Source organism: Micromonospora sp. NPDC093243 (genome assembly GCF_044753725.1).
In the GTDB taxonomy this organism is placed as follows: domain Bacteria; phylum Actinomycetota; class Actinomycetes; order Mycobacteriales; family Micromonosporaceae; genus Micromonospora.
Window position 1 is genome coordinate 1 of the sequence record NZ_JBIVNT010000015.1, and the last position, 20,354, is coordinate 20,354.

The 20,354-nt window shown below is 68.3% G+C and carries 19 protein-coding genes and 2 pseudogenes; 10 read left to right on the plus strand and 11 right to left on the minus strand.

Features of this window, described 5'->3' with window-relative positions:
- Both ACIP9D_RS32130 and ACIP9D_RS32135 read right to left on the minus strand, forming a co-directional pair.
- A pseudogene (locus ACIP9D_RS32130) lies at positions 1–672 on the minus strand (IS3 family transposase); the annotation flags it as partial.
- The gene (locus ACIP9D_RS32135) at positions 644–1,270 is read right to left on the minus strand and encodes an MFS transporter (protein ID WP_350877334.1); all 627 of its coding nucleotides are present in this window, start codon (positions 1,268–1,270) and stop codon (positions 644–646) included. The gene ACIP9D_RS32135 and the pseudogene ACIP9D_RS32130, both read right to left, overlap by 29 nt.
- 65 nt (positions 1,271–1,335) lie before the next feature.
- On the opposite strand from ACIP9D_RS32135, the gene ACIP9D_RS32140 reads away from it, so the two are divergent.
- On the plus strand, positions 1,336–1,713 hold the full coding sequence (locus tag ACIP9D_RS32140) for a MerR family transcriptional regulator (protein WP_350877336.1): 378 nt from the start codon (positions 1,336–1,338) through the stop codon (positions 1,711–1,713).
- A 40-nt stretch (positions 1,714–1,753) separates the two neighbouring features.
- Here the strand turns inward: ACIP9D_RS32140 and ACIP9D_RS32145 are convergent, their stop codons facing one another.
- Positions 1,754–2,674 (minus strand): RNA polymerase subunit sigma-70, encoded by a 921-nt coding sequence (locus ACIP9D_RS32145; RefSeq protein WP_350877338.1) that lies wholly within the window; start codon positions 2,672–2,674, stop codon positions 1,754–1,756.
- A gap of 137 nt (positions 2,675–2,811) precedes the next feature.
- Here ACIP9D_RS32145 and ACIP9D_RS32150 point away from each other — a divergent pair, with 137 nt between their 5' ends.
- The gene (locus ACIP9D_RS32150) at positions 2,812–3,519 is read left to right on the plus strand and encodes a DUF899 family protein (RefSeq protein ID WP_350877340.1); all 708 of its coding nucleotides are present in this window, start codon (positions 2,812–2,814) and stop codon (positions 3,517–3,519) included.
- A 126-nt stretch (positions 3,520–3,645) separates the two neighbouring features.
- On the opposite strand, the gene ACIP9D_RS32155 is transcribed toward ACIP9D_RS32150, so the two are convergent.
- From ACIP9D_RS32155 to ACIP9D_RS32170, 4 genes and pseudogenes are all read right to left on the minus strand, one after another.
- The gene (locus ACIP9D_RS32155; RefSeq protein ID WP_350877342.1) at positions 3,646–3,966 is read right to left on the minus strand and encodes a hypothetical protein; all 321 of its coding nucleotides are present in this window, start codon (positions 3,964–3,966) and stop codon (positions 3,646–3,648) included.
- 246 nt (positions 3,967–4,212) lie between these two features.
- On the minus strand, positions 4,213–4,773 hold the full coding sequence (locus ACIP9D_RS32160; RefSeq protein ID WP_350877344.1) for a hypothetical protein: 561 nt from the start codon (positions 4,771–4,773) through the stop codon (positions 4,213–4,215).
- Positions 4,774–4,784: 11 nt separating this feature from the next.
- Positions 4,785–5,096 carry a matrixin family metalloprotease gene (locus ACIP9D_RS32165; protein ID WP_350877346.1) on the minus strand — a complete coding sequence of 104 codons (312 nt, stop codon included), beginning with the start codon at positions 5,094–5,096 and terminating at the stop codon, positions 4,785–4,787.
- Positions 5,097–5,260: 164 nt separating this feature from the next.
- A pseudogene (locus ACIP9D_RS32170) lies at positions 5,261–5,794 on the minus strand (transposase); the annotation flags it as partial.
- Between the two features lie 1,636 nt (positions 5,795–7,430).
- Between ACIP9D_RS32170 and ACIP9D_RS32175 the strand changes: the two are divergent.
- A complete protein-coding gene (locus ACIP9D_RS32175; protein ID WP_350877348.1) occupies positions 7,431–7,775 on the plus strand; it encodes a hypothetical protein in 345 nt (114 codons plus the stop codon).
- A 105-nt stretch (positions 7,776–7,880) separates the two neighbouring features.
- Here the strand turns inward: ACIP9D_RS32175 and ACIP9D_RS32180 are convergent, their stop codons facing one another.
- The gene (locus ACIP9D_RS32180) at positions 7,881–8,330 is read right to left on the minus strand and encodes a hypothetical protein (RefSeq protein ID WP_350877350.1); all 450 of its coding nucleotides are present in this window, start codon (positions 8,328–8,330) and stop codon (positions 7,881–7,883) included.
- Positions 8,331–8,482: 152 nt separating this feature from the next.
- Between ACIP9D_RS32180 and ACIP9D_RS32185 the strand changes: the two genes are divergently transcribed.
- The 5 genes from ACIP9D_RS32185 (at position 8,483) to ACIP9D_RS32205 (ending at position 10,943) form a co-directional block, all read left to right on the plus strand.
- Positions 8,483–8,902 carry a RidA family protein gene (locus tag ACIP9D_RS32185; protein ID WP_350877352.1) on the plus strand — a complete coding sequence of 140 codons (420 nt, stop codon included), beginning with the start codon at positions 8,483–8,485 and terminating at the stop codon, positions 8,900–8,902.
- Positions 8,903–9,001: 99 nt separating this feature from the next.
- Positions 9,002–9,232, plus strand: a complete 231-nt coding sequence (locus ACIP9D_RS32190; protein WP_350877354.1) for a hypothetical protein — start codon at positions 9,002–9,004, stop codon at positions 9,230–9,232.
- Between the two features lie 46 nt (positions 9,233–9,278).
- Complete coding sequence (locus tag ACIP9D_RS32195) at positions 9,279–10,013, plus strand: hypothetical protein (protein WP_350877356.1); 735 nt, start codon at positions 9,279–9,281, stop codon at positions 10,011–10,013.
- Between the two features lie 35 nt (positions 10,014–10,048).
- On the plus strand, positions 10,049–10,363 hold the full coding sequence (locus tag ACIP9D_RS32200) for a hypothetical protein (RefSeq protein WP_350877358.1): 315 nt from the start codon (positions 10,049–10,051) through the stop codon (positions 10,361–10,363).
- 10 nt (positions 10,364–10,373) lie between these two features.
- Positions 10,374–10,943 (plus strand): hypothetical protein, encoded by a 570-nt coding sequence (locus ACIP9D_RS32205; RefSeq protein ID WP_350877360.1) that lies wholly within the window; start codon positions 10,374–10,376, stop codon positions 10,941–10,943.
- Between the two features lie 98 nt (positions 10,944–11,041).
- Here ACIP9D_RS32205 and ACIP9D_RS32210 read toward each other — a convergent pair whose 3' ends face one another.
- Both ACIP9D_RS32210 and ACIP9D_RS32215 read right to left on the minus strand, forming a co-directional pair.
- Entirely contained in the window at positions 11,042–11,956 is a 915-nt protein-coding gene (locus ACIP9D_RS32210; RefSeq protein ID WP_400451376.1) for a DUF2637 domain-containing protein, read from the minus strand.
- Complete coding sequence (locus ACIP9D_RS32215; protein WP_350877362.1) at positions 11,953–14,829, minus strand: BTAD domain-containing putative transcriptional regulator; 2,877 nt, start codon at positions 14,827–14,829, stop codon at positions 11,953–11,955. Before ACIP9D_RS32215 ends, ACIP9D_RS32210 begins: the two co-directional genes overlap by 4 nt.
- A gap of 692 nt (positions 14,830–15,521) precedes the next feature.
- Between ACIP9D_RS32215 and ACIP9D_RS32220 the strand changes: the two genes are divergently transcribed.
- Together ACIP9D_RS32220 and ACIP9D_RS32225 are read left to right on the plus strand one after the other, a co-directional pair.
- Positions 15,522–17,222, plus strand: coding sequence for a right-handed parallel beta-helix repeat-containing protein (locus ACIP9D_RS32220; protein WP_350877365.1), 1,701 nt, complete (start codon positions 15,522–15,524; stop codon positions 17,220–17,222).
- Positions 17,223–17,246: 24 nt separating this feature from the next.
- Positions 17,247–18,143: a hypothetical protein gene (locus tag ACIP9D_RS32225; RefSeq protein ID WP_350877367.1), complete on the plus strand. Its 897-nt coding sequence runs from the start codon at positions 17,247–17,249 to the stop codon at positions 18,141–18,143.
- Between the two features lie 105 nt (positions 18,144–18,248).
- Here ACIP9D_RS32225 and ACIP9D_RS32230 read toward each other — a convergent pair whose 3' ends face one another.
- The gene (locus ACIP9D_RS32230) at positions 18,249–20,354 is read right to left on the minus strand and encodes a hypothetical protein (RefSeq protein ID WP_350877369.1); all 2,106 of its coding nucleotides are present in this window, start codon (positions 20,352–20,354) and stop codon (positions 18,249–18,251) included.

The window sequence follows — 20,354 nt, forward strand, 5'->3', positions numbered from 1 at the left end:
CCGGCCGCAGGGCGTGCTCGTCGGCGATCGTGGTGCGTCGGGTCTTGCCCCGCACGATTCCGCGTAGTCCCAGCTGGCGCATGAGCCGTTCGACGGTGCACCGGGCCACCGGGATGCCCTCACGGTTCAAGGTCAGCCACACCTTCCGGGCCCCGTAGACGCCGTAGTTCGCCGCGTGCACCCGCCGAATCTCGCCAGCGAGCCAGGCGTCCCGACGCGAGCGGGTCGAGGGCGTGTGCCGGCAGGCGGCCCGGTAGGTGCTGGCCGTGATCTGCCAGCCGTGCTCGCGCAGGATCCGGCAAATCGGCTCGACGCCGAACACCTGCTTGTGCTCGTCGATGAACCTCACGAGCGTGGCTGTGGCCGGTCGAGCTCGGCCGCGAAGAAAGCCGACGCCGCCTTCAGGATCTCGTTCGCCCGGCGCAGCTCCGCGTTCTCCCGCCGCAACCGCTTCAACTCGGCCGACTCGTCGGTGCTCACCCCGGTCCGCTCACCGGTGTCGACCTGGGCCTGGCGCACCCACTTACGCAGTGTCTCCGCGGTGCCGATCCCGAGCTTGTGGGCCACCGCGCCGATCGCCGCGTACTCAGACTCGTAGTTCGGCCGCACCTCGGCGACCATCCGCACCGCTCGCTCACGCAACTCACGCGGATAAGGGGAAGGGCGTGACATGGTTCGATCCTCCAGAAGAGGTCGGGCCGCCACCAAACCCGGGGCGGTTCACATCGCTTGGCGGTGTGAGCTGTAGGAACACAAGGCCCAGCCCGATCAGGCACGCAACGGCAATCGCGGCGAACGTCGCGCGCCAACCCCACTGACTACCGATCTGGGTACCGATGGGCGCTCCGAGGATCATGGCCAGATTCATCCCGAACGCTAGCCGGGCAACCATGGTCCCGGCTCGCTCGGGTGGCGCGGACTGCACTGCGATCACGATGGCTTGGGCGAAGAAGGTCGAGGTCACCAGCGCGGTGACCACTCGGGCAGTCAAAAGCAAGGAGAATTCGGGGGCGAGGGCGGAGACCGCGTTCCCGACGACCGCGACAGCCAGCAGTGCCAGCATCAGCCGTTTCCTGTCGATCCCGGCGGTCACCGCGGTGAGCACCGGGCCGCCGATGATCATGCCCACGGCGTAGGCGGTGACCAGCAGGCCTGCGGTGCCGACGGTGACCTCGAGGTCGGTGGCGACTTCGGGCATGATTCCGGCCACCACGAATTCACCGGTGGTGATGCTGAAAACGCAGAACATGAGGATGGCAAGTCGGAGCATGCCTGGCACGCTAAACTCTCACGTCGGCGTGAGAGTCAAGCCTGAGTAGCGAACGGAGCGGCCAGGTGAAAATCGGAGAGCTGGCGCACCGGACCGGAGTCAGCGTGCGAGCGTTGCGCTATTACGAGGAGAAGGGCGCCCTGAGGCCGGATCGAACCCCCAGCGGGTACCGGATCTTCACCGACTCCGAAATCCGCAAGGTGGCGCACATCCAGACCCTCCTCGCCGCAGGCCTCGGCATGGACCTCATCGGCGAGATCCTGGCATGCCTGTCCGGAGAATCCCTGCTGCTAGACAATTGCCGCGAACGTCTCGAAGCAGAGCGCCGCCGGATCACCAACGACATCGACCAACTCGTCCACACGCGGTCGCTGCTGGACGACCTGCTCGCAACCACGCGCGCCCCGGCCCAACCCAACCCCGTGGAGTCATCCATCGCATAGTGACCGTCCCCGCCTGTCACCAACGTCCTGCCCGCAAAACCTAGGGCTCGAGCGTGGCGGGCATACTGAAGGCGGCGACGTGACGGGCACCGATGAAGGCGTTGCTCTCGACGATCTTCCCATTCTCGATCCGGAGGACGTCGACGACGCACGCCTCGTAGTGCGGGCTGCCGGGCCGGCGGAGATAGTTAATCAGTGCCGGGCGCCCGTTGGCCGAGGTGGGGAACGTACGCCAGTCGAGCGGTCGGCCGAGGAACTCCGCAGCCGCGTCGATCCCGACGACCGGCGGCTCGGGCGGCATCGTGATCCGTACATCCTCGGCGAGCAGTGCCCGGAACGTCTCCGGGTCCCTCGCGTTGGCGTAGCGGCGCAGGATCTCTTCGTCCTCGCTGGTGAGCTGCGGACGGCGCCAGTCCTGTGGGTCCGACGGAGCGCGCCGTCGGAGGGTGTGGCGGGCCCGCTGGAGGAGGCTGTTGACGGCCGCTACGGCGGTGTCAAGCGCGCCGGCGATCTCCTGCGGCGTCCAGCCGTAGACGTCGCGCAGCACGAAGGCCGCCCGCTGCCGCGGCGGCAGGTACATGAGCGCTGCGATCAGGGCCAGCTCGACGGTCTCCCGTGCGGTGAGACCGGTCTGCGGATCGTCGGCCCACAGGCCGTCTGGATAGGGACCGAGCTCGGTGGACCACTCCAGCGGGTCACCATACGGTACCGTCCGGTGACCGGCCGCCTTGCGGCTGTCGAGGAAGACATTCGTGGCGATCCGATAGAACCAGGTACGCGCCGACGCCCGCCCCTCGAAGCGGTCGCGAGCCCGCCAGGCACGCAGGAAGGTCTCCTGCACCAGGTCGTCCGCGTCGGTGACGTTCCCTGCGAGGCGGTAGCAGTGCACGTGTAGCTCACGCCGGTGCTCGTCGAAGGCGCGCTGCAGCCAGACCGCCTGCTCGTCAGGCGCCTCAGACATGTGATCTCCCCTGAGCTGAGTCGTCCTCACAACCGTACTGACGACCGCGGAACCCATCCGTCATCGGTCACCGATGACGATCGCCGACTCGGTCGTCTGTACCTGTGACCGATCCCCACCCCGCGAAGGAGACAGCCATGACGGCAACCCCCGCGTCCAGCGCAGCCACGCCCCCGGTCGTCAACCGGGAGACCTGGCTGCGCGAGCGCAACGAACTGCTGGTCCGGGAGAAGGCCCATACCCGCGAAGGAGACGCGATCGCAGCCGCTCGTCGTCAGCTGCCGATGACCTTGATGCCGACGGTGACGGTCCAGGGCCCCGGCGGGGACACCCCGCTGGTGGAGGTTTTCGAGGGCCGCCGGATGCTCATGGCCTACTTCCATATGTGGCACGACGGCAAACCGTACGAGCACCAGTGTGAGGGGTGCACCTTCTCGACCTGTCACATGCAGATGCTGGACTACCTTCACGCCCGGGACGTCACCTACGCCGTGTTCTGCCAAGGCCTCTACGACGAAAGTGCCCCGTTCGCGGAGTTCATGGGCTACCCGTTCCCCTGGTATTCGGCGAAAGACTCCGACCCGGCTCTGGCCGACGGTCGCGAATTCGGGTTCATCGCCTGCTACCTGCGCGACGGCGACCAGGTCTACGAAACCTACTGGACCACCGGGCGGGGCGTGGAGGCGTTGACGACCAGCTACCACGCCCTGGACCTCACGGTGTACGGCCGGCAAGAGAACTGGGAAAACTCGCCTGAAGGTTGGCCGCGGATCACCGGGCACCCGTGGCGTCTCAACGGCCGCCCCACCGCCCAATGGTCACGCCCGGCGTCACGCCGGCGGTGACGTCCTGACACTGACGCTTCGAGATGATCATGCTCGGGTCGGCTGCGGTGTCAGCCTGCCGCTGCGTCGTGCCGCGGGCGGGCGCTTCCCGCAGCGCCCGGATGCTCGCGGGTGCGATGGTGGCTGTCATGGTCGCGAGTACGACGCGTCGGTGAAACCGTGCTCGAGGGCCGGACGCTGACAGATCCGCTCAATCGTGGGCCGCTGCTTACGCGGCCCCACCACATCCGAGCGCAGCATCTCATCCTCTGCCGCGAGCACCGGCCCCGGCGCCAACGGCCGACCGCGAACCGGCGGCTTACGCGGCGGCGGAACCGCCGAGGCAAGCGCCGCCTGGACGGTGCGGCGCGACACCTGATACCGACGCGCCAACTCCCGCTGCGACACCGACGGATCCACCCGCCGATCAGCGCGAATGCGGTCAAACAACGCGACACGCGTGAACATCCCGGGCTCCCGATATGACCGGGATCAACGTAACTGGCCGATATCAACAAGTCGAGGAACAACCGCAAAGCGCGCCTTCCGCGTGTCGGAAGGTGAGCTCGGCACCCTTGCCTGCGGCATTGCACGTCAGCGTCGGCTGTCCGTGCCAGGAGTGACCCGGGCGCCGGCCGCGCCGGCTACGGACGGAGCTGGCCGGCACCCTCAGGTGCCGGCCAGTCGATTGGTCTGGTCGCTGCAGGCGCAGCGTCAGCGCATGAATCGCAGAGAGTCCACGTCCGCAGCAGGCAGTGACATCGCCTGTGACGGCGCCTGACCTGCTCCGGCGAAGACGAACTGTGCCCGGGCGCCCTGCCCGGGCGCGGCCTCGTTGCGCAGGTAGATGCCCTGGTCCCCGGTGACGATGAAGCGCCCGGTGTCGTCCGAGGGCGTGAGGCGGAAGGGCGTCACGAACAACAGGTACTCCCGACCCTTGAGCAGGATCGACGAGCTGTCCGGCAGGGACATGCTCGCATCGCCCATCTGCTGAACCGCCAGCTTGTTCGACGGCACCGCCCCGGACAGTGCGCGAAGCACCGTCACGGTCGTGACGGTGACGGGAACGCCGTTCAAGTCGTCGACACGCGAGTCACCGGCCGAGACCCGCACGATGGCGCTGCTCTCCTTCTTTAGCGCAGCGAACGTCGCGTAATCCTTGACCCGGCTGCCGCTGAGCTCGGTCGTCTTCCGGGCGGGCTGGGTCGCGGCGCTGCACCCCCCGAGCAGGATGGCCGCAGTCGCACTGGTCACCAGCATGAGTTTTCTGATCATCCCCTGCCCCGTCAGTAGATGAAGTTGACCGCGTTGACGTCATCAGCTTTCGGAGTGTTGATCAGGCAATTGCCGTAGCGAATGTCAGTCGAAGGATACATCACCGGAACGCTGACACACGGACCGATTCCGCTGTGCGCCAAACCGAGAACGTGACCGAGTTCGTGCACCATCGCGCTTTGCTTCTTCGCCGCTGTGTAGCCATCCGTGGCATACGTATCCCACCAGGCGGTCAGCGTCGAGGATTCCCGACTCAAAGATTCGCGCCAGCCGGGACGCGGCCCCGCTGGCATTTGTGCCGCCGCCGGTACGACGCACAACACCTCCGTGACGCCGAAACAACCTACCGATCATGACCGCCCCCTGCGGGCTGGTGCCCCGAATCAAGCGTCGATCACGACCGTCATCGAATCATGGTCCCGACGCGAGCGGCTCCGCCTGGCACCAAAGAACCTGCCTGGGTGGTGCTCAGTCGAGGTGCCGAACTCACCGCGGCGTAAATCTCGTCCAACGGTCGGTGCGACCACTCGGTCATCTCCTCGATGACCTTGTCGGTAATCGGGGAGACCGTCTCCTTCGACACCGACGCCCCGTAGATCTCGGCGAAGCGTGCCGAGATCTACGGGGCGTCGGCCCTTTGACATAAACGACAACACGACTTCGTCGGCCCCGGACAACCTGCGATGCCGCTTCTTAGCGATCTGCGGTTCGAACGTCCCAGCCCTGTCGCGCGGCACGTCGATCTCGACAAGGCCAGTCGCCTCGGTCGGCACCGTCTTGGACCGGATGCCGTTGCGGATGTTGCCCGACCCCGAGCCGGCTGGATCGGGCTTCTCATAGCCCAGGTACTCGGTCATCTCCTCGTTCAGCGCCGTCTTGGTCAGCTGCCTGAGCAGCCCGCCCAGTCCAGTCAGCGATAAGCCCTGTTCCTTTGCCACCGGACCAGCTCGGCAGCGGCCTGCTCCTCCGCCGACGGCTCAGGCTTCTTCCGTGGGGTCACATCGTCCAGTGTCGCGGTCATCACGGCACCCTCCTCGCCGGGCGTCACGCCCGGGCAGTCAGGCCGGAACACCGTCAGATCCACAGTCCCCCACCGGCCCGAACGTCCGGGTTCGCTTGGTTGAGCTACCGGCGGCGCGAACTACGTGCAGCGACGTAGATCCATCTATTCGAGCTAAGAGACCCTGATGGTGGGCGCGGGAAGAACCTCAAACCATGGATCGACTACACTTCCTGATACAAAGTCCCCGCTGTTTGCCGTGCGCGTGGGCGAGAAGCACACCTTTCTTACCCACGCAGTCAACTTGCCGCCGCAGGTTCGGACGTCCTGGTAAGCGTCATTGCGGAGACTCCAGGCCGTAGCCTCATAGTAACCGGTGTATTTTGGCACAAAAATCAAGGCAGCCTGGTAGGATCTGCCGCTGACAATGGTGCAAGCCTGCTCGTAGAAAGCTCCTGTATCCAAGGTCTGATTACAGTGCCAACTCGGGGACGTTTTGTAGAATGTAAACCAGGCGTAAAGTGGTTCTACGGACACCTCCGCGACGGGCTTTTGTGGCGGTGCGCCCCTAGCAACGCCAGCGCCGCCGACTATGACGCATATCGCGGCAAGAACCGCTACCGTTGCATTTGCCGTACGTATTCGTAATCTCATCGGACACCTCCATATCGTGTGAATTGCAGTGGGACTCCGGGGTAGGATGGCTCGTCCGTGGCGACGTGTGACTGGCTGTACGCGGCGAGAGGGAACCAAGTTGAGTGTCCCTGAATGCAAGGGAAAGGACGTGCGGCAATTCCTGCCCTGAGCAGCGGCCGGGCCAACTCGTTAGCGGCGGGCGTCTTGCCGCAGCAACTCGCTCCCGACCCCAGCTCTTGCGCCCTAACCATGCCGCCTCACCGCCCGCGCCCGCCGTCAGCGGGATAGCAGCTGTGTACCGTCAGCAACCTGAGCGCTCAAGTCTCGTCACTCCCTTCGATTAGAACCGACCGACCGGTCGGTCAATTATTGGTTAGTGAGGTTAACATCCTGCCGGCACATGCGCAAGAGGATCTCCAACAGCGTCGCCATCTGCGGCGAGGGATCGATACCTTACGTCGGGCCACGCCGGGGCGCGCTATCACCGGATCCGCTGCGCGCAACCCGACGAGCCCGATCAAGCCCGATTGCCGCTCGTGCAGTTCGCACCACGACCAGCCGCAATCCAAGCTCCGGCGCGGCTCAGCGGATGTTCATCGCTCCCGGCAAGTTTCCCAAGCGAGTGAACCGCCCCGGTTCTTGTAGAGACTTCCCCGCTTGGGAAGGGTCGAAAGCTAGCGGGAACGAAGCCGTATCCGCAGGAGTTGCGGGAGCGGGCGGCGCGGCCCAGGTTCACGTCGGAGGATGTCGGTGGAGTTGAAGCGGCTGCGGCGGGAGAACGCCGAGCTGCGTCGGACGAATGATCTTGAAGGCCGCGTCGGCTCTCTCGCAGCCGAGCTCGACCGGCCTACGACATGCTCGTCGCCTTCGTCGACAAGCATCGGGGCCTCGTCGGCGGAGTCGAGCCGATCTGGCGCGTGCTGCGCCAGCACGGGCTGCAGATCACCCGAGCAGCTAGTCGCTGACACTCGTCTCCCCGTCCCGCGGCTGCCACGACCAAACCCTGCGTCAGGTCGTGCGAGTGCGTGGTGACCGTGAGCGTCTGCGAGTACGGCTCAGCAACCTGTACGGCGAGCAGCCGCTCACCATCGCCCGTACGCGGGTGGCTGCACTCGAAGCCGGATCTTCGATCATCGCAAGCACCGACACCGTGGTCACCTTCGGCCGGGCGCCGCACGTGACGATCGGCGTCGGCGAGGAAGCGGTGAGCGACCCGGTCGGGTTTGCGACGACGACCGAGACCAACCTGGCGGTCAGCGCCTACCACGCGCCCGAAACCGGTCCAGCCATCTACCACCCGTTTGCCCTGCAGACCGGCTACGTGGCACGTGGCGACGTCGTCTCCCATCTGATTCCGGCACCTTGAACGAGCACCACTTGGGCAGATTCTTCGGGCACCACCTGCCGTGGTAGATGATCGATTGTTGCTGATCGTCAGCTCCTTTGGGTACCGGTACGCCGCCCGTAAGGGCTAAACACCGTGCGGCGAAAAGGCGTACACGGTCGACGGCAGTTCCTGAGCCGCCAGCCACCGGGCGAGCGTCCGTTCGGGGAAGTACCAGTCCGGGCTGGCAGTGTCGGGCTGCACCGCCGCGACGTGTTTCGCTACCCACGCCTCCTGGCCGATCAACTCGAGTTCGGAGAAGGACAGGCTGGCCAGGTGCGCCCGTGCGCCGCCGCGCCGCAGAGCGAACGCCAAGGGCAGGCCAACGTACACGTCAAAGCCCCCGCCCGCTCCGGCGATGAGGATGTTCCGCGATGGAGCCAGCGCGGCAAACAGCGGCGGAACGGGCAACGAGAACGCACCGAGGTCGGCTGTCAGAGCAGCAGGCTTAATCACCGCTGAATGACCAGCCACGCCATGTTGTTCGAGCCACCTTGGTCCACGGCGACCGGCAACAGCGATCGTGTGTACGGACACGCCGCCAGTCATACGCAGGCGAACGACGAGCTTCTCACTCGGTGGTCGGTCCGGTGAAGCCTGACATCCTGAGCTGCCGAGATGAGTATGCTACGCGCAATGCGCCCGGGAGGGACACCGGCGCGGCCAATCGTCTGCGAGGCTCATGTACCGTGACTTCTTTCCGCCACTTGGTGACTTCGGGCTCACCGCTGGAACCCGAGATCGGCTTCTCACGCGCCGTGCGTATCGGGCCATACGTGTCCGTGGCCGGCACGGCGCCGATCGCGGATGACGGTGCCACCGCCGGCCCGGGAGATGTGTACGCGCAGTCCGTGCGTTGCCTGGACATCGCCGAGCAAGCGCTGCGCGAGGCCGGCGCGACGCTGGCTGACGTCATCAGGACCAGGGTCATGCTTGTCGACATCACCCGTTGGCGGGAGGCTGCGCGCGCCCACGGCGAACGGTTCTATCAGGTACGACCGGCCTGCACGTTCGTAGAAGTATCGCGTTTCATCGATCCAGGGTGGTTGGTGGAGTTCGAGGTTGACGCCGTCGTGCCAACGGTCGACCGTAGTGCGCCGGCATCCTGATCTGCCACGCGGAGAGGTTGACGCTGACTGTAACTGGTGACGCACCGTGAGGTATGACTTCCTCTCCCGCTTCCGATCCCAGCGTCGTCTCCTGATTGTGTGGTTCTCCGTGCGGCGGTCGCCGCCTACCTCGGTCGGTACCGCGGTGACACGCAGTTGCACACCGAGTCCGGCCTGCGTGTCTTCCTGACCTGCTGCACTGGCCAGGAGCTGCAGCCACTGTCGACCAGGCGCGCGGAGACCGAGCGGTACGTGCGCTGGCTGCAGGACGTGCGACGCTTCCAGCCCTCGATCGTCTCCCGCCGCCTATCGGTGGACTGGCCGCCGTAGTCGTAAAGGTGAAGCTTGCGATCATTGGCTATCATGCGGTGGCGCCATGCCTTTTGCCGTACCGATGCAAGATGACACTGGCCTGTGGCTGACTAACGACAACTTGGGCATCTGGCGGGAGCAATGCGCCTGTTGGCGGACTGTGAACGACGTGGTGACAACGGCTAACTGGGGTCGGCTCCGGCACGCGTACGGCTGGGCGACGGACACCCGGGGGCACCTGGCCGCGCTGGAGTCCGGTAACGCCGAGGCCCGCGAGGCCGCGCTGGATCAGTTCGACATCGCGTTGCTGCGCCAGGGCTTTCCGGAGACGGCGACCGCGCCGGTAGTGCGGGCTGTGACCGCGCTGCTCGCCGATCGGAGGGCCCACCCGGACAGATTGGAAGCGCTTCTGGAGTTTCTGGGTGACGGGGCCATGAGTGTGACCGACCTGGCCGACGATCGCTACTTCGCCGAGATGTTGCCGGACCTCGCCGACGCCGTGGCGCAGGCGTACCCGGTGGTGCTTCCGCTGCTCACGCCGTCCCCGCCGGACCGGGCGCTGTTCCGCGCGGAGAACCTTGTCGCGATTGCGCGGATACCGTCACTAGCGGACCGGCGGGAGGAGCTGGCGGCGCTCGTCCTGGAATGGTCTGAGCGAGGCGCCGGGCCGCAGGCGGAGTGGTTGGGCTGCCTCGGCCAGCTCGGTGCCGACCTTCGCAGCTGGCTCACCGACCCGGACCGGCGGTCCGGCTCCGGGCCGCGCCGGCCCACGACGACGATCCGTGCAGCCGTGAGCTGATCCTGGCCCCGCTGGCTGAGCCACCGCCTCCAGGAGTGCACCAGTTCGCGCTCGTCGCCGCGGCGATCCGCGTCGCCGCTGACTTCGACGAGATCGCCGCGGCCGCTTGTCAGGTGGCCAGTCGGGACAGTTGGGCCGGCTTCGACGACGGCTGGGACGCGTTGGTGCGCTTCGCCTCACCCAGGCCGTATGCGAAGCACCGGCCCCTTACCGAAACACAGCGTGCGCTGGCTCGGGCGCTGGTGAGCAACGACGAACTCTGGAAGCCGACTAACGGGAGCTGCGGGCTCGTCTTCAAGGAGGCCGGATTACCGCGCAGCCGGGAGGCGTGCCGCCGGCTCGTAGGGTGACCGCCTTTCAATGTCAGACATTCGGATCTGTGGGTCGATGCCGACCCCGGGCAGCCAGGGTCCTAATCACCAGGCGTTGGTGCAAGCAACGCGATCATGCATCGTTGGCGCCGCGAGCGATGGGTACATCCGCCTGATTCCAACAGACCTAAACTGGCAGCCCGCCTCGGGGCCCGCCGAAGCGGCCGCAGCCTACGGCTCTCAACTCTTCTCCGGTTCCGACAATGCCGATAAGCGCGTCGACTACGAGTTCTATGAGCAGGTCAACCTGATCGACGCCGGCGAGAACACCACCCGGATCGGGTGCACCCTTTGTGACGGAGACATCGATCTGGAGTGGTTCTTTGGCCTGATCGAGGAGGATAGCGGAAGCTACGAAAGCCTGGGCGTCACGGCGCCGTGCTGCGGCGCGGTGGTCTTGTTGGACGCGCTGCGCTACGACGGGCCAGTCGGCTTCGCGCGATTCGAAGTCATCGCGATGAACCCGGCTCGTGGGAGATACGAACTTGACGCCCAGGAACTCGCTGAGGTGGGCGCGATTCTCGGCCATCCTGTCACGCAGGTCCTCGCTCACTACTGATCACGGATTGCGTCCTCGGCCAGCCCTCGGCCGACTGACGCATCGGCCGGTTGGATGGGTGTGAGCTGCCGCTGACCGGGCGCCGGTCTGCAGAGGTGTCAGCGGCGCGGACTGCCGGTGAGGTGCTTGTTGGCGTGCGGTGTGCCGTTCGTGGTCCGCGGCGACCAGTGGCGGCGGACGGTGCGCTCGGACTTGCCGATCCGCGTGGCGATGTCCGCCGGGTGCAGGGTGGGGTCGCGACGGCGCCAGTGGGCCACCGCGCCGGCGGTCTCCGTCGGCACATCGTCTGCGGCAGCGTCTTTCGGCTCGTCCCGGTCGGCGCCTTGGCTGTCCGCGGCTGGCGGCTGAAAGGCGCCAGCTTTCGGCGGCGGCGTCGTTACTCGCGGCACGTCATCGGTGCCGTGCGTTCGTGTCCGAGTGGTGCGTTCTGGCGTGGCGGTCGTTTCCGGAGCGGTAGCTTTCGTGGCCAGGCTGCTGGGGGGGCGCGGCTTCTTTCGGTCGTCGTCGTGAGGATCGGGCGTCGGGATCGGGTCAGCGGAGGGCGAATCCGTCGCGGGTGTGGCACTTCGGATTTGGGCGGTGATCTCGACGAGGCTGACGCTGGCGACGATGACGAGCCCATCGACGGAGATGGGCAGGAGGTAGGCGGCGCCGTAGCCGGTTTCGCCGTAGCGGGCGGCGACGCCGACCAGGTGCCAGTACGACACCCAGCCGGCGATGATGGCGATGATGGCGGCTGCGGTGATGCGGATGGCGCCGAGGAACCAGCGGTGGTGGGGAACGCGGGAGATCAGTTCGACGGTGAGCATCAGCGCCAGGGGCGGCCAGGCGGCGATGATTTGGCTTATGGGGTTCGGGCGGGCGTGCAGGACGTTCGCGGCCACGGACGCGGCGACGCCGAGGGTGAGAGTGGCGCGCACGGCCCATCGCAGCCGGCGCAGTTGTGTGTCGGTCAGGGTGATGGCCGGGGTTCTTGCGTTGGCCGGCTTGGTGGTGTGGGGGTCTGGGTTCATGCGGCGCTCCCGTCGCCCGAAGGATGCCGGCCGCGGCGTTGTTGCAGCTCGGTGATGAGTCGGTCGGCCAGGGTGAGGGTGTCGTCGGCGGGTTCGGCGTCGATCTCGTTGAGGCGGCGGGCCAGGGTGCGGCGCAGCGCGCGGATCGCGTCGGGTTGCCCCAGTTCTGCGCGGGCGCGCATCGCCGCCTGGTAGAGGGCCTCGTGGTGCGGGTGGTGGGCGATGGCCGCGTCGAGCACGGCGATCTGCTGCGCCGGTTCGTCGGCCAGGGCGTCGGCGAGGGCGAGCTGCGCGTCGAGGGCGTCCCGGCGGACCGCTTCGCGGTAGGGCTCGATCCATTCGTAGTCGCAGCCGTCGGCGAGGGGACCGGTGTAGGCGTCGACGGCGCGGCGCAGCGCGGCGGCGCGGGTGTGCGGGTCGGTCGCTTGTTCGGCTTCCCGGATCGCGGTCCGCATGCGCCACAGGTCGATGTCGAGGGTGTCAGGGTGGAGTAGGTAGCGGTGGTCGGGGTGGCTGACGTAGGTGCCGGGTCCGCCGTTGTGGCGCAAGTACGCGCGTAGTCCGGAGACGTAGGTGTAGAGCCGGCCTGGGGCTTTGCTGGAGGGGGCGTCGGGCAGCAGGTCGTCGAGGATCGCCTCCGTCGAGGCCGCACCGCTGTGCGCTGCCAGGTACACCAACAGTTCCAGGGACTTGGCGCGCGGGGTGCGCTGAGGGTCGCCGTCGACGACGCCGGGTGTGCCCAACACCCGCACCCGCAGCGGGCGCGGCGCGGGCTCGCGGTCGTGCGCGTTGCCCATTGGCCGTGCTGTCGCGTCGGCTTCACCGCTGGCTGTAGCTGACTCCCCTGACCCGTGGCGCGGCTCGGCGACTGGGGCTGGCGGGGCACCGGTGGCGGTGCTGCCGACGTCGTCCGCTGTCGTCGCGGTGGCGCCCCTGGGGTCGTCGGTCTGACTGTCGTTCTCCGCTGTCGTGTCCCGGTCGGTGGGGACGCCGGAAGAGGGTGGGCTGTCGGCGGTGCCGGCGGCCGCGGGTGAGACGAACGCCTCGGCCGGTGCTTGAGGCGCGCGTTCGGAAGATCCGGCGACTTGTGGCTGCCCGGCGTGGGCCTCGGCGAGCGTGACGAGCAGGTCGGCGGTTTCGGCGGGGTCGAGGACGGTGACGCGGCCGATGTTGGCGGGATAGCTGCTGTCGCTGGTTTCTTCACCGCCGGCCCGGGTGGTGGCGCCGTCGACGGCGACGGTGACGGTCCTGCCGACGGGCCAGTCGCCTAGCAGCACCCCGCGGATGTCGAGACGTTGCCCTTGGGCGAGCAGGGCGGCAACGCGGGCGCGTTCGTGGCGGCTGGCGGTCTCGGCGATCAGCATGAGCGGCGGGAGGGGTTCGCCGTGCGGGTCGGTGCGGCGCAGCTCGGCGACGCTGTCGGCTTCGTGGCGGTAGAGCAGGCGGGTGCGCCGCATTGTCTGTGCTTCCAGGATGTTCAGGGCCTCGTCGAGGCTAGTGGTGATGGTTAACCGGGGTGTCCGGGGCAGGGTCGCTGCCGCGGCGTCGAGCAGCGTGGCTGCGGTCGTCGAGGAAATCAGCACCCCGGTGCGTGGCTGCGGCTGCTCCACATTGCCGGTGGCGAGCGCGGCGGTGAGGAATCCCCGGGCGGCGGCGTGCGCGCCGGGCCCGGTTAGGCCCATCCCCGCGGCGGGCCAGAGCACCGACAGCGGATCATCCAGCGTTGGCACGGGCAGGGGGTCGCCCGCCGCACCGCTGCCGGCGAGGTTCGGCGGATTGTCGTCGTCCGGCTGCTGGCCGTCGAGTTCCCTGTCGCCGCTGGCGAACTGATACTCGTCGTCGAGGTCATTCTGGTTCGTGTCGTGCTGCAGTGGCGCGGGTTGTTGTGGGTCGGGGACGCCGGCGGTGGTGCGTAGGCCGCGGCGGATCTGATCGACCACGCGTGGCATCGGGGCCAGGGTTGCCTCGTCGAGGCGAGGTCGGGTGGACGGTGCGCGGGGGATGTAGCGGCGTTGCCGGTGTGCCCACACCAGCGCGACCGCGGCGGCGACTGCCAGGGCCAGGCCAAGGTCCACCCAGCTGCCGCTGGGCAGCGACACACCGCGGCAGGCCTGTTCGTTCAGGCGGCGGGTGTCTGTTGCTGCGGGGCTGGCCCGGCCGGTAGTCGTGGTGGGGGTGGCGACGGCGGTGGGGCTGCTGTCCGTGGCTGGGGTCGAAGCGTGCTGCGGGCCGGGCGACGTGGCCGGTGGCGACGTGGTCGCGTCGGGATTGCGTGCCGATGGGTCCGCGTGGGACCCGCTGCTGCTCGGCGGCGCCGTCGCGGTGGGTGGTCGGGGTCGTTGCCTGGACGGTGTGGCGGCGTCGGCGGGTAGGTCGAGTGTCCAGCCGGGGTGGATGACGTTCGGATTGCGTAGCGTGCCGCCGACGTCGACGAAGCGGGTGCCGCGGTTGAGGGCGAAGATTTCCGGCCATCGGTCGGCGTCACCGAGCCGCTGCTCGGCGATTTCCGACAGGCTGTCGCCGTGTTCGACGGTGTAGGTGGGGGTTTGGTCTGCTGATCGCGTATCTCGCTGCGCCTGGTCGCGCAGCGGTGCGGGTACGGCAGCTGTCTCGGTGTCGTGCGGCTGATCGCTGCCGCCGGTGGTGGTCGCGGGGTTGGCGTGCGCGGTGGCGCCCGTGACGGTCGTGACGGCGGTCGCGCCGAGCAGCGCCGCGGTGAGGCCCTGGACAGGGCCGGGAAGCCGGAATGTGGGCGCGAAGCGCAGCCGGCGGGCCAGCGCGGTGTAGGCGCGCACGAGGACGGTCATGATCAGCAGCAGCCACAGCGTCACCGCGCCCGCGCCGGCCAAGGCGATGACGAAGCCGGTGCTCATCGGTTGGGCTATCCATTGCCGGACGCTGGCGGTCGGTGAGGGGAGCTCGGGCGTCCACGCTCCAGTGGCGGCGATGACGACGGGCCCGGCGGCCGTGCACAGTACGGATGTGGCGATCGCGGCGACGAGAGCTGCTCGGGATGTCATCTGGCCTCCTTCGCCCGTAGCTGGCGTAGCCCGCTCCCCTGGCGATCGGACGCCTGTAGAGCTCTGGGCGGGTAGTGCCGTGACGTTACGGCCGTCGATGTGGCTGCGGAGCGCGGTGAGGCCTTACAGCACCTCACACCGCCTCACACGACCTCACACGGGCAGGTCAGCACGGGTTGCGGGTGCCTGGAGAGCTGGCTACGGGGTCGCGCTGTGGGGCGCGGCCGACCACACCCAGGGCGTGTGGCTCATGCGCACCGCAGCCAGGGCGTGTGGGCTCATGCGCAATGCCAGCCGCGACATCACAGCAGGCAAATGACGAACGGCCACGCCGTCCATGATGATCAGTTGGTTGAAGAGCTCGATGATGTGAGTGCCTCGGCGGCGGCAGCTATGTGCCGGCTGTCGAGTCCGTCGCACTCGCGGTCGCGGTGGTTCAGCTGTTCCCGCCCTGGTTGCTGATTGGCCAACTCGACGCTGCCGGTGCCGATGTGGGCTGCTGTACGCTCCGGCCGAAGCATGATCGATCTGGCACGGGGGCCGGGATGAACAAGCGTTGGTGGTCACTGCTCGCGATCGTGCCTTTGCTTGGGGCGGTCGGTCTGGTGGAGGCGGCGCCCGTGGCGGCGGCGGCGCCGACCTCGGACGCCACCGCCGTGGCCACTGCCGGGGCCGAGGTTTACGTCAGCAAGAACCACTGCACGGCCACCGCGGATGGGTCCCCTGATTCGCCGTACTGCACCATCTCCGCCGCTGCGGCCGTGGCCGTGGCTGGCCAGACGGTGCTGGTGCAGCCCGGCGATTACCCCGAGGCGGTGTCGATCACCCGCTCGGGCACCGAGTCCGCGCCGATCACCTTCCGGGCTGTGAACAGCCCTGACGGCATTGTGCACGTCGGCAACTACACCAGCCTGCCTACCGTTTCCGGGAACATCTTCTCGCTGTCGCACGTCCATGACGTGGTCATCGAGGGCTTCACCGCCGGCGCCGCGCCCGGGCATGAAACCGTGCTAATCGACGGATCGGACCGGATCACCGTGGATAGCTTCGCCGCGATCCGGTCGGAGGGCTCCAGCGAGGTCCGGGTTACTGGGGGCTCCACCGCCGTCACGATCAGCCGCAGCTACCTCGCCAGTATCACCGGGCCGACTGTCGTCATCGACGCCGGCGTCAGCAACGCCGTAGTGACCGCGAACCAAATCTCGTTTGGTGGTGTCCTCGTCCGCGACGCGCCGGGCGCCGTCGTGTCGGGCAACACCATCCTGAGCTACTGCAGCCGTGGCATCGACCTGGTCGGCACGTCGCCAGGCGCGTCGATCCGCAACAACATCGTACGGACCAACATCGGGCGCCGCCCCTGCGCGACGCCGGAGAACGCGACAGCTGTGTCCGTGTCGGCGGCGTCGACCGCGCAGACGACGGCCGACTACAACCTCATCGACCCGATCACCGGCGGCGCGCTCTACTCGTGGGGCGGCACTAGTTTCTGGGCGCTGCCGGCGTTCAGCCAGGCAACCGGACATGGCGTCCACGACATCGCCGCCGATCCACTCATTCCGGCCGGCCCCCCGGGCCCGGAACGGGGCGGATATCTGCCCAACCAGGCCTCGCCTGCGATCGACTCCGCGGACGCGACGGCGCCCGGGCTGCCACCGACCGACATGCTCGGCAATCCCGCCACCGACAACCCGGCCGTCGCCAACACCGGCAGCGGCTACCGCGACCGGGGCGCGGTGGAGCTGCAGGGGCCGGTCACCGCTGGCACCTACAGCGTCCGACGCGCACCTGGTGGCAGCTCGGCTGAGGCGATCGCCGCTCCCCGACACACCTGGGCGCGCGAGCAGAACGTGGGCAGGTTCGCGTACAGGTTCAGCGACGAGCGTTTCTGGCGGGTCACTAATACCCCCACGGCCCAGCACTCCTACCGCAGAGCCGGATCCGCGTGCGTGGACATCTGGGCCAACTTCGACGGCTTCCGGTCACGGGCCGGATACGGCTTGTACGGCAGCTGCACCATCGTGGGTTCCCTTTACACGCCGCTGGCACCGACCCGGCTACTGGATACCCGCGCCGCGATCGGCACCGCCACCACCACCCCGGTCGCCCCGAACTCCGAGATTGTGCTGCCGATCCCGAGCATCGGACAGGTGCCCGCCGCCGACATCAGCGCTGTCGTGCTTAACGTGACCGTCACCCAGCCCAGCTCCGCCGGCTTCATCACCGTGTTTCCCGAGGATCGGGTGTAACCGATCGCGTCGAACGTCAACTTCGTGGCGAAGGAGACGGTGCCGAATCTGGTCACCGTGCCGATGACGAACGGCAAGATCCGATTCAGCAACAGCGGCAGTGGGACCGTTCATTTGATTGCGGACCTGCAGGGCTTCTACAGCCGGCTGGGCTCCGGTCTGAAATCCCTGTCTCCGACCCGGGTTCTGGACACCCGCGCCGTCGCCGCGGGCGCGATCACCGCCAATGCCGACCATCGCCTCGACCTGTCGAGCACCCTGCCTGACGACGCGACCGCGGCGATCCTCAACGTCACCGTCACCCGCCCGACGGCCAGTGGCGTTCTCAAGCTCTACCCGGATGGCACCGCGCTGCCGGTCGCCTCCAACCTGAACTTCGTCGCCGGGCAGACAGTGCCCAACCTGGTGATCGTTCCGGTGGTCGGGGGCAAGGTGCTCATCCGCAACGCCAGCGCGGGCAACACCGACGTGGTCGTCGACCTGGCCGGCTACTTCGGCTCGGCCGCTTCCGGCGCGAGCCAAAGTTATGTGCCGTTCGGGCCGTTCCGCCTCGCGGACAGTCGGACGGGCATCGGGCTGATCGGCCGCACCGCCGGCCCTCTCGCGAAGCAAGAGGCAGCCGCCGTCAGCGCTAACTACATTGTGTCTGGCATCCGGTGCAACACCAACTGCCCGTTGCAGAGTGCTCTGGTCGCGAACCTGACGATCACCGGACCCACGGCGGCTGGGGTGCTGACCGCTTACCCGGACCATGAGCCCCGGCCGACAGCCTCGAACGTCAACTTCCTCGCCGGAGAGACCGCGTCGAACCTCACCGTCGTGAAGACCACCGGCGCCAGGATCTCGCTGCACAACAACAGCTCGGGTAGCACCCACGTCATCGTCGACCAAGCCGGCTACTTCATCGCCGCTGGATCCTGACACCGCCAGAGCAGGGCACCCGCTCCGCGGCGGGAGTGTCAAGCGGTGACAGCGTCCGCGCTCGGGCGGCAAGGTCATCTACGGGACCGGTGGTAGACGGTGCGGTTACCGACCAACGGCGCTGGTCCTGCCCATCTTGTGGCGCGCTTTCTCGTCGACGTCGAGGCCCGCCTCGGCGAGACGGCGGGTGTAGCTGTCGTGCAGGTTGCCGGCCGCGTCGTGATCGCCGAGGGCCTCGAGGGCGTTCATCACGCGGGCCTGCAGGTCGGCGTTGTACGGGTCGACGCGGATGCCACCTTGCAGCAGGTCCAAGGCGCGGCGGGGATCAGGTTCGGCGGCAGCGGCGGCGACGTGGGCGTCGATGACGTGCCGGCGCACGGTTTCTCGGATGGGGTCGAGCCAGGCCCAGGTGCGGCCGGCGGCGAGAGTGTCGGGGTAGGCGTCGATGACGGCCTCCCAGGCGATGGCGGTGTTGGTGACGGCGGTAGCGGCGTGCTGGACGGCGGCGTGGAGTCGCCACAGGTCGACGTCCACCTGGGCGGGGTTGAGGCGGTAGCGCTCGTCGGTGTGCTCGAGAAGGTTCAGGCCCCAGCCCGTGTGGACGTGGCGGCGCAGCTCGCTGAGGGTGGTGTAGAGCCGGCCGGTCACCGAGTGTCGGGGCAGACCCGGCCAGATGGCGGTGATCAGGTCCGCGGCGCCTGCCCCGTCGGGGTGGGCGGCGAGGAAGACCAGGACCTGCACGGCCGCGCTGCGGCGGATGGCCAGCGGCTCACCGTCGAGGAGCAGGGTCGGCTCGCCCAAGACCCGCAGCTCCAGCCGCCGGCGCGGGCCCCTGGCGGGCGGGTGGCTTTGTCGGGTCGATTGCCGCGGGACCCGCCGCCCCGTCGGCGCGACGGTGTCCGATAGCGAGTCTGCGGCGGGATTGTCGAGTGGTGGATTGGTGTGGGCGATCACGGTGAGCAGATCGGTGGCCGCCACGGCGTCGAGGACACACAGCCGCGGCGCGGCCCAACCGGGTCGACGCGGGTCGTGGGTGTACCCAGTGGGATCAACCTGCCAGGTCGGACCGGCCGCCCATCGTCCCAGCACCACCACGGTGCCTGCTCCGGCAGCCGTCACGCCCGCCAGGCGTTCCACGCGGTCGAGCTCGGCGCAGTGCTCGACGATCACGACAGGAGCGGGATGCGCGGCAACGGTCGTCTCGTCGGTCTGCCGTTGCGGCTCATCCGCTGTGGCGTCCGCACAGTCGTCGGGCCGGATCTGGAGGGACTGGACCGCCTCGTCGATGCTGCCCACGACGGTCATCCGAGGCAGGCGCCGGCCGAGCGTCTCGGCGGAGCCGAGCAGGCTGGTCAGGGCTGTCCTGGTGATGACCAGCGGCACCGTCGGATGGCGTTGCCCGGCCAGCAGCCCGGTGACCAACAGGCCCCTGCCCGCGGCCAGGGCGCCCGGCCCGATGAGCCCCACCCCCGCGGCGGGAAGCACGGCGAGGCTGGCGGGCAACCCGCCCGCGGCTGGCGACGCCGGAGAGGGGGTGGCGCCGGCGGCTTCCGGTGGCGACGGGTGATCAGCGAGGGCTGCCTGCACCGCGGCGGCGGTCGTGGGCAGCGGGCTCAGGTCCTGATCGTCGCGTCCGAGCGGGCCAGATGAACGAGGTTGGTAGGCGCGGCGGCGGCGCAGCCAGACCAAGGCCGCGGCGGCGGCGACCTGCTCGGCGGTGTCGCGGGGCAGCCAGCCACCGTTCACGGTGACTCCGTCGCCGCTGAGGATCCCGCTGTCGTTGTCGACAGACGCGGCGGACAGGGAGTTGTCGAGGGGGGCGGCGGGCACGGGCAAAGGTGGTTGCGGCGGCGCGGTGGTGGCGGTGTTGGCGCTGACCCCGAACACGGCAGCGCCGGCCATCCCGCTGGCCGTGGCCTGTATCGGCGTGGGTAGCGGCAGGCGGCGCAACCAGGCCACGCTCGCGCGCAGGCGGGCCAGGACCCGAACGGTGACCGTGTAGGCCAGCACCAGCCACACCAGCCAAGCCCCGACGGTCAGTGCGATAGCCAGGGTCTGCTCGGTCAAGGGCTGCTGCACCCACGCCCGAACCTGCTCCCCACTCGGCCACCCGGATACAGGCGAGCCCACCAGGGACACCAGAATCGCCGGCGGGCCGACCAGGAGTAGGAGGACGAACAGCAGCCACATCGCCTGCCGTGGCCAGCGCAC